The sequence below is a fragment of the Halocatena pleomorpha genome (assembly GCF_003862495.1).
GTDB classification, from domain to species: Archaea; Halobacteriota; Halobacteria; order Halobacteriales; family Haloarculaceae; genus Halocatena; species Halocatena pleomorpha.
In genome coordinates this window covers 222,467-238,615 of record NZ_RRCH01000003.1, presented here as the reverse complement: position 1 = coordinate 238,615, position 16,149 = coordinate 222,467, and the positions used below count along the sequence as shown (strand labels likewise).

The 16,149-nt window shown below is 55.8% G+C and carries 12 protein-coding genes; 7 read left to right on the top strand and 5 right to left on the bottom strand.

Features of this window, described 5'->3' with window-relative positions; translation table 11 throughout:
- Positions 1-21 precede the first annotated feature (21 nt).
- From EIK79_RS02240 to EIK79_RS02225, 4 genes are all read left to right on the top strand, one after another.
- The gene (locus EIK79_RS02240) at positions 22-762 is read left to right on the top strand and encodes a ThuA domain-containing protein (RefSeq protein WP_124953504.1); all 741 of its coding nucleotides are present in this window, start codon (positions 22-24) and stop codon (positions 760-762) included.
- A 70-nt stretch (positions 763-832) separates the two neighbouring features.
- On the top strand, positions 833-1,801 hold the full coding sequence (locus EIK79_RS02235; RefSeq protein WP_124953503.1) for a sugar phosphate isomerase/epimerase family protein: 969 nt from the start codon (positions 833-835) through the stop codon (positions 1,799-1,801).
- Between the two features lie 89 nt (positions 1,802-1,890).
- Positions 1,891-3,003 carry a Gfo/Idh/MocA family protein gene (locus EIK79_RS02230; protein WP_124953502.1) on the top strand — a complete coding sequence of 371 codons (1,113 nt, stop codon included), beginning with the start codon at positions 1,891-1,893 and terminating at the stop codon, positions 3,001-3,003.
- Positions 3,004-3,095: 92 nt separating this feature from the next.
- The gene (locus EIK79_RS02225) at positions 3,096-3,962 is read left to right on the top strand and encodes an SMP-30/gluconolactonase/LRE family protein (RefSeq protein WP_124953501.1); all 867 of its coding nucleotides are present in this window, start codon (positions 3,096-3,098) and stop codon (positions 3,960-3,962) included.
- 80 nt (positions 3,963-4,042) lie between these two features.
- Here EIK79_RS02225 and EIK79_RS02220 read toward each other — a convergent pair whose 3' ends face one another.
- Both EIK79_RS02220 and EIK79_RS02215 read right to left on the bottom strand, forming a co-directional pair.
- A complete protein-coding gene (locus EIK79_RS02220; RefSeq protein ID WP_124953500.1) occupies positions 4,043-5,023 on the bottom strand; it encodes a hypothetical protein in 981 nt (326 codons plus the stop codon).
- Positions 5,024-5,113: 90 nt separating this feature from the next.
- Entirely contained in the window at positions 5,114-6,349 is a 1,236-nt protein-coding gene (locus EIK79_RS02215; RefSeq protein WP_124953499.1) for a hypothetical protein, read from the bottom strand.
- 492 nt (positions 6,350-6,841) lie between these two features.
- On the opposite strand from EIK79_RS02215, the gene EIK79_RS02210 reads away from it, so the two are divergent.
- The 3 genes from EIK79_RS02210 (at position 6,842) to EIK79_RS02200 (ending at position 11,921) form a co-directional block, all read left to right on the top strand.
- A complete protein-coding gene (locus EIK79_RS02210) occupies positions 6,842-7,195 on the top strand; it encodes a hypothetical protein (RefSeq protein ID WP_124953498.1) in 354 nt (117 codons plus the stop codon).
- Between the two features lie 76 nt (positions 7,196-7,271).
- Entirely contained in the window at positions 7,272-8,657 is a 1,386-nt protein-coding gene (locus EIK79_RS02205; protein WP_124953497.1) for a hypothetical protein, read from the top strand.
- Positions 8,658-8,816: 159 nt separating this feature from the next.
- Positions 8,817-11,921 carry a VirB4 family type IV secretion system protein gene (locus EIK79_RS02200; protein WP_124953496.1) on the top strand — a complete coding sequence of 1,035 codons (3,105 nt, stop codon included), beginning with the start codon at positions 8,817-8,819 and terminating at the stop codon, positions 11,919-11,921.
- A gap of 62 nt (positions 11,922-11,983) precedes the next feature.
- On the opposite strand, the gene hflX is transcribed toward EIK79_RS02200, so the two are convergent.
- The 3 genes from hflX to EIK79_RS02185 form a co-directional block, all read right to left on the bottom strand.
- Positions 11,984-13,303 (bottom strand): GTPase HflX, encoded by a 1,320-nt coding sequence (gene hflX, locus EIK79_RS02195; protein WP_124953495.1) that lies wholly within the window; start codon positions 13,301-13,303, stop codon positions 11,984-11,986.
- 83 nt (positions 13,304-13,386) lie between these two features.
- Positions 13,387-14,112, bottom strand: a complete 726-nt coding sequence (locus tag EIK79_RS02190; protein WP_124953494.1) for a ribosome assembly factor SBDS — start codon at positions 14,110-14,112, stop codon at positions 13,387-13,389.
- 57 nt (positions 14,113-14,169) lie between these two features.
- Entirely contained in the window at positions 14,170-16,041 is a 1,872-nt protein-coding gene (locus EIK79_RS02185) for a S9 family peptidase (RefSeq protein WP_124953493.1), read from the bottom strand.
- Positions 16,042-16,149 lie beyond the last annotated feature (108 nt).

Here is a 16,149-nt window from a genome sequence, read left to right as displayed (position 1 = left end):
GCCGGTAGGGGATGGTGTGGTATGACGACGGTTACTGTGTGGAACGAATACCGGCACGAACGTGAGGCTGATGTCGTCGCTTCTGTGTATCCAGATGGCATTCATACGGTCATCGCTGATGGGCTTGCTAATCACGGCTTCGAGACGCAAACGGCCACACTCGATGAACCGGAACACGGGTTGAGCGAGACCGTTCTCGCGGAAACGGACGTGTTGACGTGGTGGGGACACGACGCCCACGAGGAGGTCAACGACGCGGTGGTCGATCGCGTTCACGAACGCGTCCTCGAAGGCATGGGGCTGATCGTTCTCCACTCCGGACACTACTCGAAGATCTTCCGACGACTGTTAGGAACGAGCTGTTCGCTCAAGTGGCGCGAAGCAGCCGAAACTGAACGGCTGTGGGTCATTGAGCCGAGCCACCCGATCGCGGAGGGGCTTCCCGAGTACGTTGAACTACCCGAAACGGAGATGTACGGGGAGCGTTTCGACGTTCCACCACCCGAGTCGCTGGTGTTCCTGTCGTGGTTCGGAGGCGGGGAGCTGTTCCGATCGGGCTGTTGTTACACCCGCGGTAACGGACGCGTCTTCTATTTCCGCCCCGGCCACGAGACGTATCCGATCTATCACGAGGAGACAGTACAGCAGATCCTCGCCAACGCCGTCGCGTGGGCTGCACCCGGTGACAGTCCAACTCCGACGTTCGGCAACAGCGATCCGATCGAGTCAATCGACACGACCGACAACCGAACCGTTCACTGACCGCTGGGCACCGAGGGATCAGCGCGGGATCCCCAAAACGTTTATTGGTATTAGAAATAATTCAACTCTCATGCAGATCGGTGTTCTGACAGCGGTCCTCGACGATCAACCACGAAATGAGGCGTTCGAGTATCTATCGGAACTCGGCGTCGAGGCGGTGGAACTCGGAACCGGCGGTTTTACCGAATCCGAGCACCTCCCCCGATCGGAGTTTCTCGACGCGGAGGATCGACAAGCAGAGCTTCACGAACAACTGGAAACGAACGGTCTCTCGATCTCAGCGCTTGCGACCCACAACAACCCGCTGCATCCCGACGAAACGCGTGCTGATCGGGCCGACACTGAGCTTCGGGAAGCGATTCGACTCGCTGATCAACTCGGCGTCGACACCGTAACGTGCTTTTCGGGGCTACCGGGTGGCGGTCCGAACGACGAAACGCCGAACTGGATCACCGCGCCGTGGCCTCCTGAACACGCCGAGAGCCACGAATACCAGTGGGAGGTCGCTACCGACTACTGGGGCGACATCGCTGACCATGCGGCGTCCCACGGCGTGAATGTCGGTATCGAGATGCATCCCAACATGTTGGTGTACGAACCCACGGGACTGGTCCGATTGCAAAAGGCGACCAACGAGCACATCGGGGCCAACTTCGATCCGTCTCACCTCTACTGGCAAGGGATCGACGTGCTGGAAGCGATCCGGTATCTCGGAGATCACGACGCCATTCACCACGTTCACGCCAAAGACACCCGCGTCTACGAGTCGAACGAACGATTGAAAGGCGTGCTCGATACCACCCCCTACACCGATGAACCGAACCGGTCGTGGCTGTTCCGCTCGGTCGGCTACGGCCACGACGAAGCCCACTGGAAGGATGTCGTCTCTACGCTTCGGATGGTAGGATACGACGGTGTGCTCTCCATTGAACACGAAGATTCACTCACGAGCGGACGGGAAGGGTTAGAAAAGGCGGTCGATCTCCTCGACCGAGCTGTGTTCGAGACGACACCGGGCGAAGCCTACTGGGCGGAGTGACGGTACGAACGATGTTTACCTCTTTCTTTACGTCGGAACGAATAGTGGAAATGGAAAACACTAAGAGGTAGTTCTCAGAATCCAAAAGCATGACACTCGATATCGGTGTTCTCGGCTACCGGTTTATGGGGAAAGCCCACGCCAACGCTCTCGCTCGCCTGCCGATGTTCTTTCCCGACGCTCCGGACGTGAACCGCCACGTTCTCATCGGCCGCAACGAGACGGCACTCGAATCGGCGGCCGACCAACTCGGATTCTCACACACCGCGACGGAGTGGGCCGATGTCCTTTCTGATATCGACGTACTGTACAATCTCGGACCTAACCACGTTCACGTCGAGCCGTCGATCGCGGCGCTGGAGGCTGGTGTGTCGGTGTTCTGTGAGAAACCACTCGCGCCGACGCTGTCGGCAGCAAAACGGATGGCCGAGGCTGCCCGTGAGTCGAACGCAATCGCGGGGATCGCATTCAACTACCGATATCTACCCGCCGTCCAGTACGCCCGCCAGCGTATCATGAGTGGAGACCTCGGAGAGATCCACCACGTCCGAGCGCGGTATCTCCAAGATTGGCTCGTTGATCCGGATGCCCCCTGGAGCTGGCGACTGTCCGAAGAGATGGCTGGCAGTGGATCGCTAGGCGATCTCGGGGCGCATTCCATCGATCTCGCGCGGTTTCTCCTCGGTGACGCCGGTCAAATCGACCGCGTTTCCGGGCAACTCCGGACGTTCGTCGATGAACGGCCGGTCGACACGGAAGGCGAGCAAACCCGTCCCGTAACGGTCGATGACGCCTATTCGGCACAAGTGACGTTCGCCTCGGGTGCGATGGGAACGTTCGAGGCGTCGCGGTTTGCGACCGGACACGAAAATGACAACACGATCGAGATCAACGGCTCCGCTGGCAGCCTTCGGTTCTCGCTCGAACGATTGAACGAGTTGGAGCTGCTTGAACCGGGAGATAGAGGATTCCAAACGATCATGATCACTGACCCGGATGATCCGTACATCGATCACTGGTGGCCGCCCGGCCACACGATCGGCTGGGAACACACGTTTGTCCACGAAAACTACGAATTCCTCAAGTCTGTCCAAAACAATACCGGATACACACCTAGCTTTGCCGACGGTCTGGCAGTTCAGCGCGTCTTGGACGCGATTGAGGAGTCCGACGAACGCGGTGAATGGATTGAGATCGGATAAACGATCGCAGATCGACTCGATGCGTATGGTCGCCCGAGGGCGACCGGATCGTCTCGAACCTTTATAACCAAGCGGTCTGTAGTAGCGCATTAATGGTAGCTGAACCGGAACGATTCGTGGACCACGCCTACGAAACGGGAGAAGGTCCGTTGTACCACCCTGAAGAAAATCGTCTGTACTGGGTCGATATCCCGAACGGGCACATGTATCGGTACGACTTCGAGACGGACGAACGAGAGCAGTGTTACTCTGGCCCGTCGATCGGTGGATTCACAATGCAAGCGGACGGCTCACTCCTGTTGTTCAAAGAAAACGGTTCGATTACGATCTGGAACGATGGTCAGCAGGAGACAGTCGTCTCGGAGATCCCCGAAGAGCGCGGTTCACGGTTCAACGACGTGATCGCGGGACCGAACGGACGGGTCCTCTGTGGAACGATGCCACCTGATGGACGACTGTATCAACTCGACACCGACGGATCGTTGACGCTACTCCTCTCGGATCTCGCCGTTTCGAACGGTTTGGGATTCAGTCCGGACAACACGCGCGTCTATCTCGCTGAAACCGAAGCAGAGACGATCTGGTCGTTTGAGTACGACGCCGAATCCGGCACTCTGTCCGATCGCAAACCGTTCGTTAGTACTGTCGGAGGCGCGGGACTCCCCGACGGACTAACGGTGGATGCGGAGGGGTACATCTGGTCAGCGCGGTGGAACGGTGGGTGTGTGGTTCGCCATCATCCCGACGACGGTCGTGTTGTCGATCGTTGTTCTCTACCTGCGCGGAAAGTCTCTTGTGTCACGTTCGGCGGCCCTGACTACGAACACGCCTACGTCACCACCGCGACAGCGGGCAACGACCGGTCCGTCGAAGGAAACGGTGCGGGTGCGGTGTTTCGCTTCACTCCCGATGTGAACGGCGTTCCGGAGTTCCGATCCCGAATCGATCCCCAACAGTAACTGGAGGTTCAATTTCGGGAGACGCAGACCGGATCGTGGCGGGAACGACAAAAATGAAAGTTTAGTCAGCTCGATTCGGCCTACCAGCGCTGCTGTCTGGGTAAGAAATACCAGCCGGCGCCGACGAGAAGTGCTACTAGGACGAGTCCACTGGCCACACGGAAGAGAAATGCGAGCGGTGATGTAGATTCCGACGACTCGGCTCCCTCGTTACTCGTTGCCTGCGTAGTGTCGGTTCTCCCGCTGTCCGCCGGCGCTTGTGACGCGTCTCGACTGTTTGTCGGCTGACTTGTCGTGCGTTCGGTTGTCGTGAGTACGGGGGCGTCAGTGGCTGCTCCCCCGATCGGTGTTGGATGCGTATCTGTCTGTGTTCCATTATTACTGTTCTGAACAGCGGTGTTCTGTCCGTTGATGAAAACGCGTGCCTGCCGATCGAACGACGTGGATGTCGTGTTCCCTGTGAAATAAAACGAGTCGTACTGGTCGGTGAGTTGGCCCTGAATCCGGGTCCCGTTCGCTCCGCCGGCTACTGTCGTCTGATCCTGCCCCTCGGTGGATTCCCCCGGCGTAGCGTCACCGGTGACTGTGATTTCGTAGTTGATGGGATTGTTAGTCGAGGAATTCGGCCGTGCGATCCGGAGATGGTTGGCCGAAAGCGTGTCCGGTGAGATCTGTTGTCCCTCGATCCGGAGTTGTGGATCACCGCCACGGGGCTGGAACGATTCGATGTAACCAGTGTACGTTACGGTGTCTGTAGTGTCGTCGGTCGTGTTATTCCACGACACACCGCCAACCCGACCGCTCAGTGTTCTGCCCTGAACAGCGTCACTTTCGTTTGGCTCCCCCCTGACTCTCCCCGTTGCTGAAAGAACGTACTGAATCGGTTCGTCCGTCGTTTTGATGACCATCGTGTGTTCGTCGCTAACGTTTTGTGGTGGGGCTGACTGATCAACGATCGTCGATGGGCTTGCCGGCATGGCTAAGCCGGAAAGAGCGATCGATCCAACGATGACGAACAACAGCAGCGGTCGAGTATAGCTGAGATTATGCACTGATAACATCGTATTACAGCCGTTATCGAGAATATAGCTCCCATTTAATTATATTTTATCGATTATATATTACTATTGTGGTCGAGAGAAATCCCGGACTCATTGTGTCGTCGATTCGTTCTGTGTCGATCCCTGAAACAATTGCTTGAGATTCATCGGTGTAGGTGTTGCTTTCGGCGGGTCGTCCGTCGACGAATTCTGCGATTCCGCTACCTGAAGCTCGATTTCTCGGAGTCGTTCTTGTCCGGAGAGGACCGCACTCGAACCGTACGTGTTGCCTTTGACGCGCACGTCTGCCTTGTTGGGAAAGAGAACGACCTTACCTATAGCGTCCGGTTCACCCCCATCTATCTGCTCAGCACACCAATTATTACAAAAACGGGCGTATTCTTCGGGATACCCCTGAATGGAAAACGCCGGATACGAGGTCAGTTTGAACACGTTATGATGAATGTTGACGAACGTACCGGCAACGGTTCCGAGTTTGGAACCTTTGAGATAATCGAGATTCTCACCAAGGTAGTGCATATCGAATGCGTGTAAGGTTGCATTCGGTCCGATAACGTTGAACCGGGCTTCGTACCCACTGGTTGGGTACCCAAAGCCAGCGATAGAATGACGATTGTAATCAAAGGTGTTCCACTCGATCAGATGCAATCCATTGTATAATTCCATTGGATATCCGAGATGATTCATCTGGTTGTGGTGCATCGAGTTGTGATGGATCCATCCCTGCGTGTATTTGGTTTCCGCTCCGAGAGCGATTCCGGCGAACGTCCAGCCGAAGACCTCACAGTGATCGATGATCGCAGTTTGTCCCTGAAAATTGAATCCGAGTGCCGCGAAATCCTCCTCGTCTTTATTGCCTTGCCACGGCTCGAACTTATCCAGCCGCGGCCCCCGCAGTCGAAGGCCAGTGATCCGGCATCCACCGGCATCGTTGATGAAGATCCCTTTGTCGTAACCATCCGTTTTGATCTGTCCGCCGTTCTTGTCGTTCAAATTACGGCCACTGGCAATCGTCACGTTCGGTGCGATGGGAGCACCGATTACGCCCGTCATATCGATTGTGACTGAGTTTGGAATCCACACTGTCGCTTCTGGAGTTCGAACTGCTTCGAGGAGTGATGCCCGATCGGAAACGACCTGCGTCGCCATTTCCCGGGTAACACGGTGTTTTTGGGAAGCGAATTCCATCGATGGATACTTTCCTCCTCCATTGTCGCCACCGATCCACATCGACAGACAACCGCTTATTGACGACATGCCGATACCCCCGGCAGCTCCGACGGTTTTGAGAAACCGGCGCCTGTTAGTTGTCTTCTTCGTAGCCATGTCACTAGTGTATCAACCGACTGTGTTGGGCGACGGTTCCAGACTGCAATAAACGTACTATGTTGTGGATATCGATAAGGATTTTACTGTACGTTATCAGACTATCATACGTATCCATGTCGTCTCACACTCTCTCGGGGAATACTCCTGGTGGTCGATGTTTCACTCATCTGGCTCCCGTGTATAATGATACCGTCCAATCTGGTATAAATCTATGCTGATAAAAAACATTAACATACTATCTGTACCAACTATCCATTGCTTCTCGTATCATCATCATTTGGAACGACATTTGTATCGTTATAATAAATAACCCTTATGGTGTTTTTTCCGGTACTTTTTTATACCCTCACTCTAATATTAACTCATATCATGGTCAAAAAGACGCCTCTGTCAAGGAGTGTAGAACGTATAACTGAGATGGTTAGTAATATTACTAACCAAGTTATACGAATCGCCACGCGGCCGGGACGCCACGATCTGTATCTATCTATGGGTACCGTGGTGTTGTTTCTCATACCGCTGTATTCAACGCCAGTTGCGGCTCAATTGGGCGTGTCCGAAGCTGAACAGGTGTTGTGTGACGGTTCAGCCGGCGTCAATATTGCTCAGATAATCACGGTCGGCTTGGGATTGATATCAATGTATTTCATACTGAAATTCCTCATCAGGATGATGACCGGGCTAGATAAAGCCGGGAGCACTGATTCCGGTGCTCAGGCCCAAGGAAAACAGGAGGCAAAAGGTGGTATCTACTCGCTCGTAGCGGCGCTTCTTCCTGTTCTCGTGCCTGTTTTCCTGAACACTGCAGGTATCGACGTCGCTTCATGCCTGTTCCCCACATAATGGAGGAATCGGCGTGATACATGCTAGTACCCATCGCATAGTCGTGTTAACTTGTCTTATCTGTTTGTGTGGCGTTGTGACTCCTGTCGTCGGTGCGCCGACTGGTACTGATGGCTCATTGTCCACGGATGCTCAACACCACGTGAGTCAACAGACACAGCAGATGCGGGCAGAAGGGACCACAGACACGTGGTTTTCTCTCGTTGACGGGACAGGGCGACCGGTCTCCGGACTGAACTGGCTTGGCGGACCGACTGGCGATGGCGTCTATCCCCAACAGGATAATGGGGACGGTGACAAGTACACGATAGATATCGGCGTTGTTGACATTGATATTGGTGAAATAATCAGAAAGGCGTTCAAATTCATCGTTAGTTTGACGATGGAACTGATCAGTTCAGCGATCGATACGTTCAACGACTACATTCTTGGTGTGCCAGCACCGGGGGATCCAACCGAGGTATCGACGTGGATATCAGCGGAAAACCCGTGGCCGGCTGTCTACGGTGTCTATGGAATCATGACGACCGTAGCGATCGCCCTGCTGACGCCTTCGTTTATGGTCGCAATAGACACGGTCGATCCTCACCAACGGCGTACACGTTTGACCGAACTCGGAAAGGCAGCGTTTTTCATCATACTCGGTGTTCCAGCGGTCGCGTTCTGTCTCCATCTCGGTAACGAGTTCACACAAGCGATCGCTCCGGGTGGATATGAGTTCATATCGTCAACGTCCGGTGTTGCAGATCTCAGTCTCGGACTCCTGTTTGGAGCGTTACTCATCTGGGCGAAAGGCACTGTCGTCGGAATCGGACTTATTATATCAATAATGATTTATATGTCTATATATATTTTGGTTGCGTTTTGGCCGCTCTTCTGGGCGCTTCGCGTGCAACCCCAATCAGATCTACAATCGTACGGTATCGTCGGGATCTCTATGCTCCCTTTAATCATTCTGTTACGGTTCACACAGAGCGGGATTCTCCGCCTTCTCCATCAGTTGCCCTACGACAGCCTTGGTGGTATAGCGGTCAAGGTGATAGCGATCGTCGCCGGGCTTTCGATCGCATTGATATGGTTGCCGTACATTTTCGTAACGAAGCTGTTCCCCAGATCGATCATACTCACTCAAAATCGGTCGTCGTCGGGGACCCACCATCCGACGAGTCAGCCCAGGGGATCCGGCAGCAGTGGTGGACAGAGGGGACAGAATCAGAACAGATCCTATGGTTCCGGCGGGTATGGGGCGACGAGCAAGTCGCCTGACAGCCAGTCATCGTTCAGTGTCGGTAACTCAGGAAGCGTCTTCGGGATATCGACAGGATCGCCGGGTGGAAACAACTCAAAGAGACGATCCTCTAATCGTCGCAGTCGAGACAGATCTGAGGACGATGATGACGACGACTCTAACAAAGAGCCGAAAAAGAAGTTCGGTGCCTCAAGTGAGAGTCCGAATCGCTAAGTATCCATACTATTAAATGATATTCCGGCTATTTATTGGGGAGAACGGTAGTAATCCAAATACGCAGCAAATACACGATCAACAATGAGTACGAACTCACAGAGCTCAAACACACAATCAGATCAGACTGGCCTGATATTACCCCATGTTGATACGGATGTGACGATCAAAGGTGCCGTTACGCTCGATAACATCTACTCGTTCGCCATTCCGTTCGCCACACTGATCATTGCGTTACTGGCATGGTCGATCGACGCCACGATAATCGCCGTCGTTTCGTTTGCGATTTCCCTCGTCGCACTGCCAACAGTACTGTATCTCACGTACACTAATCCGTACTATCTCTCCTCGCGCGAGCGGTTCGAACGGTTCATTGAGTCGCGTCGGATCCAACAGAAGTTCCCCTATCATTATCACGAAACGCTTGGACGACAAATACACGGAGTGGAACGTCTGTATCCAGATGGAACCGCTAAGATGACCGACGGCCGCCGAGTCGGTCTCATTGGTGTTAAGGGGATGAACGCCTGCCGGATCACCTCCCAAGAAGCACACACGTACGTCGGGGCACTCACGAGCGGTATCGACGAACAGATCAAGGACATCCCGTTTTCCATATACGCAACGTCAGACACGTTCGAGACGGAGGAGTTGATCGAGCATATAACGGAGTGTGTCGAAGAGAGCGAGCGGACGAACGAATCGCTCGCTGGCACCGCTCGGGCAGATGAGTACGTTCGGGAGCTGTTGCTCAACGTGTCCTCGTGGTTCGTCGAGACGGAATCACCCAAATGGGACGCCAACGACTGGGAGTATTACATCGTCGTCGAGGTCAGTCCTGAGGACGTAACCACGGGGCCGATATCCGCTGACACGGGTGACTCCGGACTGTTTGGGCTGTTCTCATCGACTGACGACACCGAAGAGAACCGGGCGCTAGACTCGGAACTACGCGCAGAGCTCGACGATCGAATGAACACGATCCGAGGCGCGCTCGCCTCAGTAGAAGGGATCGACAGCGGTCGAGCGGGCGTTCTCGACCACGCCCGTCTGCTGTTACGGTACTGGTCGGGAGAGCCGTCACTGTCTCTCGGAACGGAAGTGAGAGAAGCGATGGCAAACGACGATAACCGGGTCAGCGTCGGAGAGACCCCGACCGAACGCATGCTCACTCCGAGCGAGCTTGACGCCCAAAACGGCCGTGTCACGGTCGGAGACGAGCTTTGTAAAACGTTCTGTGTCATGGGGTGGCCGGTCGAACCCCCACCGTTGTTTCTCGGAGACCTATTCACCATGCGAAAGGCGAACGTCGACGTTCGTGTCCATGTCGAACCCGAGTACAAGCAACGGTCGATCGAGGAACTCGAACGGCTGTACGCAGATGTCGAGTCCGAGGAGATGGAGCGCGCCCAGAACATGGACGCGAGTAAGATACAGATCCAAAACGATAAGGATGCGGTCCGGAAGATGTATCTGCTCCTCCGGAACACGACGGCGCAACCGTGGCAGGTGAGTATGTACGTGACAGTCCGCGTCGGACCGGAGGAAGCATACGAGTACGCACAACAGATGGGCCGTGAAACGGAAAACCTGTATCTAGCGAAGGTTCGGGCGCTCGAAGACGCCTGTGACGATGTTCTCGAAGTGCTGACGAGCGCACCCGCTGGACTCGGCCCTCGCCAGCCCAGTTCTGATATGTCTGCACTCGATATGTTCGAATCGTCATCTCCGACTGGAGCGGATCTCTACCACGAAAAAGGCGACAAGCCAAAGCGAACACGCATGCTTGGGGGTGCGATCGCAGCGATGTTCCCGTGGTGTGCCGGAACCATGCAAGAATCCGGTGGGCTTCGATTCGGGCGCAACAAACAGAACGGTTCGGCCATTTTCGCGGACCCGTTCGAACGCGGTGCTCCCCATCTTCTCACGCTCGGACAGACCCGTTCAGGAAAGACGTACTCAGTCGAAACTGCACTCGCAGAATGGTACTGTTCGGATCCGTCTCGAACGCTCATCGTCTGTGACACTGAGCAAGGATTTGAAGGTCTCACCCAACTCTGTGGCGGGAAACACATCGTCGTCGACGGTCAGCAGACGATCAATCCGTTTGATATCCAACGACCACCAAAGCGCATCCGTGAATCGAGCGTCGGGGAATCGAATCACTTCCAGATGAAAATCGACGAGGTTACAAGCTTCTTTGCTGGCATCCTTCGGGCACAAGGGATCGACCCGTCGGGGTACATCTCCACGATCGAAGACGCGGTCCAAGAAACGTACGAATCCGTTGGGATCACCCACGATCCGGAGACCCACGACGAGGCAAGCCCAACGATCGAGGATTTCGTTTCGGTATTAGAACAGATGCTCAACACCCCCGAACGCTTTACGTTCACTGGTCATGAGCGCGAGGCCGAACAGCGCGTTCGCGTCGTTTCCGATCTCCTCGACAAACTCAGTGGATTCAAAGAGAACCGGAAATACCACCACATGGTCGGTGAGACCGAAACTGGCATCCTCGACCGCGAGACAGATATGGCGTACATCGATCTCAGTCAGTTCAATGAGGCGTCTGAAGCCGAAAAATCAGTTATGCTCCATCTGATCTTCGGGCAGGTGTACCAGAAGGTCAAGCGAACCAAAGGAGAGATCATCTTCTTGATCGATGAGGCTCACTTCCTGCTCCACAGCGAAGAGATGATCGAGTATCTGCAGGACGCGGCTCGGAGCTGGGCGCGATACGACGCGGCGTTGTGGTTCGTTACCCAATCACCGCGGGAGTTCATTGAGCGCGCACAGTCAATCGGTGAGGGCCAAGAGAATCAGCGTCGAACCATCTTGGATCAGTGTTCGACCATCCAGACGTTCCGCACGCCTCGGATCGAACCGGAGTTGCTCATGGAGGGATTGGGACAAAACCGGAATCAAGCCGACTTCGTGCGGAACACGGCCGTCACAGGCAGTTCAGAAAGCCAGTATTCGGAGTGTCTCATCCACTTCCAGGATCGGGAAGGATGGTGGGAGAGCCACATCGAAGCCAGTCCGTTCGAGGATATCGTCTGGAACTACGCGGGGCGCAAACACGGCGACTTTGACCAGTATCTCAGAATGAACTGGGACGGATTTTCGAGAACTTCGGCTCGATCCCCTGATGCGTCCGAACAGGCGGTGATCGGAGACCGTGAGGAGGACGTGACGACCACGTTCGAGCAATCAGTTTCGACGAACGGCGGCGAGTTCGACGATCGATCGTCTGATCGATAGCTGAGCGGTGTCGATATCGTTCGTGCCAACCACGAATCGGGACCTGACGAGGGTGTTTCAGTTCATTCGGCGGGAACGGTGAGTGTCCCAGCTTTTGCTCTTGACTGTTCGACGACGGCCGGCCGTGCTTCGAAGTCAACAACGACCTGTTCGCCGTAGGTAACGTCATTGACGCGAGCGTTGTCGTGGATCCACGAAACGAGGCTCATCGTGTCATCAGTCATCGGCAGCACCAGCCGCTCGTGTTCGAACGGCGGAAGTTCACGATCGACCCGGTCGAGTAGCTCATCCGTACCGGTCCCCTCGACAGCACTCACGGTGATCGGATGGGGTGCGAGTGCTGAGAGGGCGTTCATCTTTCGTTCACACTCCTCTTTGTCCACGCGGTCGATCTTGTTCAATACAGTGACAATCGGTGCCTCGTTGCGCTCATACAGCGTGTCGTGACAGGTGATGAGCTTCTCGCGGATTTCCTCGATTGGTTCCGTAACGTCCACGACGAGGAGCACGAGATCGGCCCGATAGACGGCATCAAGGGTGGATTTGAACGACTCGACCAACCAGTGGGGAAGTTCCGAGATGAAACCAACCGTGTCGGTTACGAGAACGTCCCGCCGGTCCATGTCGACCCGCCGGGTCGTGGTTCCGAGCGTCGTAAACAGCCGATCCTCGGATTCAGCCGTCGGGTCGAGATCGGGGTGTTGGTTTTCGTTCTCGTCGACAGCGAGGTCGCGGGCGAGTTGGCGCAACAGCGTTGACTTTCCGGCGTTGGTGTATCCTGCGAGCGCGACGAGATCAAAACCGGATTCCCGGCGCTGTTCGCGGCGCTTCTCCTCCTCTTCTTCGATTTGGGTCAGCTCCTCTCGGATCCGACTGATACGGTTTTTGATGTCCTGCTCTCGGCTCTCATCGTACTCACCGAGACCCATGAAGCCGGGGCGTTCGTCGCGCTTTGCGAGACTCACTTTGGCTTCGACTCTCGGGAGTTCGTATCTGAGTTCAGCGAGTTCGACCTGGAGTTGTGCCGTCCGTGTCTGGGCGCGCTGCCCGAAGATGTCGAGGATGAGCCGGAACCGATCGACGATGTTTACACCGTCAGGGAGCCGGGTCCCCAGATTGTACGTCTGGTACGGCCCTAATCGGTTATCGAAAACGACAGCGCCCGCGTCTGTCCGTTCGAGCAACCGAGCGAGTTCGTCGACTTTTCCCGAACCGAGACAGAGCGCTGGGTCCTCCGTTCGTGTTTGGGTAATCTCGCCAGCGATGCGGTAGCCAGCAGAGCGGGCCAGATCCCGAATCTCGTCGGTCTCGGGATCTGACGACCCCGACGGCCCGCGCGCTGCGATGACCGCGCTTTCCGGATCGTGTGGTGTTCCCGTCACTCGTGAAAAAATAGGCGGTCTGGTCACTTAATCCTCCGGGACGATTGAGAGCCGCTCACCCCACAGGAGCCACAGAGGGGATGTCACCGCGTACTGATTTCGTCTTCGTCTTTGACGACGCGGGTTTCTGCCCCGCCGCTGGAGACTTCGTTGACAAGATCGTAAAAGTCGTTTTGCAGTCCTGCGGGAAATTCGAGGACACCGACCCAGCCGCCATCAGACTGCCACTCTTCGCGCTGGAGATCCCCGAACTCCCGGATCCGTGCCTGCCCGCTCCCGGCGTGCTCGGCCGGTAGCTTCACCGCGATGATCACCTCATCGAACCGGATCGGGATGATGGGCCGGAGCGCGTCAAGCGCGTCGTCGACCTGATTTTCGACTGGCTCCATCGGATCGACCGTGAATCCCGCCTCTTCGAGCGCGCGCTCGATGCGCTCGGGGGGATGTGGCGCGTCGTCCATCTGTGGGTTGACGGCGTTCCGAGCGATCCGATCGATGAGCTGTTTGTGTTTTTTCTCTTGCATCTCCCGCCGCTGCTCGGCGGTGATCTGGATGTCGCCGCGTTGTATCACCTCTGGAATGATCTCTAGTGGCTCGGTGGTGTCGAACACCGTTTCGAGGTCGTTGGCTGCCGGCCGGTCGCCGCTTGAAGCGTCCTCAAACACGTCTTCGGCGGCGATCACGTCTTCGAGATCATCCTCGAACTCACCGCGTTTGATGGCGAGCGCCGCGTCTGGGTCTACGAGTACTTCGAACCGCGTGCCGTGGGATTCGAGCCGCGCTGTCACCGCTTCGTCAAGGGATATCATGGGATGACTCTGGGTATTCGGGGCGCGGTAAAGTGTGTTCTCCCTTGGAAAGGGAGATCAGTCCGCCGAGAACCGTCGATCGAGGAAGTCATCGAGGATCGTAAACATGCGAATCTTCTGGTCGATGTCTGAGGAGCCGTGTCCTTCCGCGCCCAACTCGACGTATTCGAACGCCTCACCCCGCTCATATCCGGCGTCTTCTAGCGCCGTCCGGAAGCGGCGGGCTTGTGAGATCGGCACGCGGCGGTCAGTGACCCCGTGACAGATCAACAGTGGTGCGGAGAGATTCTCGACGTGGGTGATCGGACTCCGATCCGCATACAGGTCCGGATTCTCGTCAGGCTGACCCAGATACCACTCCATGAGTTCGGTCCGGTAGTGGGGCATCGAATTCTCATACATGTCAAACAGGTCACTCACACCGATCCACGAAACACCCGCGCTGTAGAGTTCAGGATAGGAGAGCAGTTGCATGTACGCCGAGTAGCCGCCGTACGAGCCACCGAAGACGGCGATCCGATCGGCATCGATCCGGTCATCTGTTCTGACGTGTTCGACGGCAGCTGCGATGTCGGCCTGTTCGTCGCCACCCCAATCACCTTTGAGTCGCTCGATGAACGCACGCCCTCGACCCTTCGATCCGCGGTAGTTTACCTGCAACACGCTGTATCCTTGCGCGACGAGAAACTGGGCAAACAGATCGAACTGTCGGAAATCTGCCCACCGGGGACCGCCATGGGGATTGACGATCAACGGTGCGGGACGAACTCCTGAATCGTACAGCAGAGCACCGATCTCCAACCCGTCATGGGATTCGAATCGGAAATACTCAGCGTCAGTGAACCCATCCGGCTCAAAGGAACCGTATTCCGCTTCGAGGAGTACTGTCTGCTCGTTCGTAGTGAGATCGTACGCAAGCAGCTCTGGTCGTCGGTCGGTCGTTGTATGCGAGAGCAGAACACGATTCTCCGAAAGCACTGCCTCGCCGTCGGGAGCAGGGAACGACGTAAATCCCTCTGGGAGATCGAGTTCACGAGCGGCCCCGTCCGTGTCGTACACGACCGCTCGGACGGACGCACGACTAGTTCGGTGGGCAATAAACTGGGATCCATCCGGCAAAAAGCAGACAGCACGCTCTTCGTGTTGGGATTCACCGTACCATTCGATTTCGTCCGTTCGGAGGTCGTAAATTCCACACCGAGAACGGTTTTCGGTGTTGTCGGTCACGAGCAATCTGTCGCCGTCGGGTCCCCAATCGACAACGGTGGCCTCAGTGCCCGTTTCACCGATCCGGAGATTGCGAGCCGGTGATTCCTTTTCTTCACCGCTATCGTCACCGGTGGTCGGTGGGGGATCGTGCACACAATCTCCAATGGTGGCGACGTACACGTCTTTGTTCGTAACCTCGTCGCTCTCGTTCGTGGTGTAGGCCACGCGCGTTCCGTCGGGCGAGAAAACACCACCCACAACAGCGTGATCATACGCCGTCAGCCGGGTCGTCTCCCCTGTCGTGAGACAGTGCCGGTAGAGATTCATCTGTCCGTTAGTGGTCGATTGGAGCAACAGAGACGATCCATCGGAGGAAACGTCCGCCAAGATCGTTTGTCCATCGAGTTCGACGACTGGCTCTGTTGTCCCGTCTCGATTGAGTGCGTAGATGTCGTTTTGCTCGTCGCCATCGACATCGCGGTGATAGAACACCCGCTCACCATCGGCGTCCCATCTGATGAACCAACGAGCGTTGCGCGGAACAACACCGTCACTGATCCGTCGTCGGTCCCCTGTCTCAACATCGAGAACAAACAACTCGTTGCGACCGGTCTCGTCGTAGTAAAACGCGATTTCAGATCCGTCGGGCGACGCGGTCGGATGGTAGAACGTCGGGAGGGCAGCGAGCGCTTCGAGCGGTGTCTGCTCAGTGTCGGACATACGACATCACTACCCATAAGAACGCATTAATCTCTTTTTAATCTTCCTAATGATTTTCAATGAATGCTTTCGAACCCAATAGAAATAAATCGATCAAGCGGGAACCGA

Bases quoted from the DNA above. Each gene is read 5' to 3' on its own strand.
- EIK79_RS02240 (WP_124953504.1), top strand. From the start codon at position 22: ATGACGACGGTTACTGTGTGGAACGAATACCGGCACGAACGTGAGGCT.
- EIK79_RS02235 (WP_124953503.1), top strand. From the start codon at position 833: ATGCAGATCGGTGTTCTGACAGCGGTCCTCGACGATCAACCACGAAAT.
- EIK79_RS02230 (WP_124953502.1), top strand. From the start codon at position 1,891: ATGACACTCGATATCGGTGTTCTCGGCTACCGGTTTATGGGGAAAGCC.
- EIK79_RS02225 (WP_124953501.1), top strand. From the start codon at position 3,096: ATGGTAGCTGAACCGGAACGATTCGTGGACCACGCCTACGAAACGGGA.
- EIK79_RS02220 (WP_124953500.1), bottom strand. From the start codon at position 5,023: ATGTTATCAGTGCATAATCTCAGCTATACTCGACCGCTGCTGTTGTTC.
- EIK79_RS02215 (WP_124953499.1), bottom strand. From the start codon at position 6,349: ATGGCTACGAAGAAGACAACTAACAGGCGCCGGTTTCTCAAAACCGTC.
- EIK79_RS02210 (WP_124953498.1), top strand. From the start codon at position 6,842: ATGGGTACCGTGGTGTTGTTTCTCATACCGCTGTATTCAACGCCAGTT.
- EIK79_RS02190 (WP_124953494.1), bottom strand. From the start codon at position 14,112: ATGATATCCCTTGACGAAGCGGTGACAGCGCGGCTCGAATCCCACGGC.
- EIK79_RS02185 (WP_124953493.1), bottom strand. From the start codon at position 16,041: ATGTCCGACACTGAGCAGACACCGCTCGAAGCGCTCGCTGCCCTCCCG.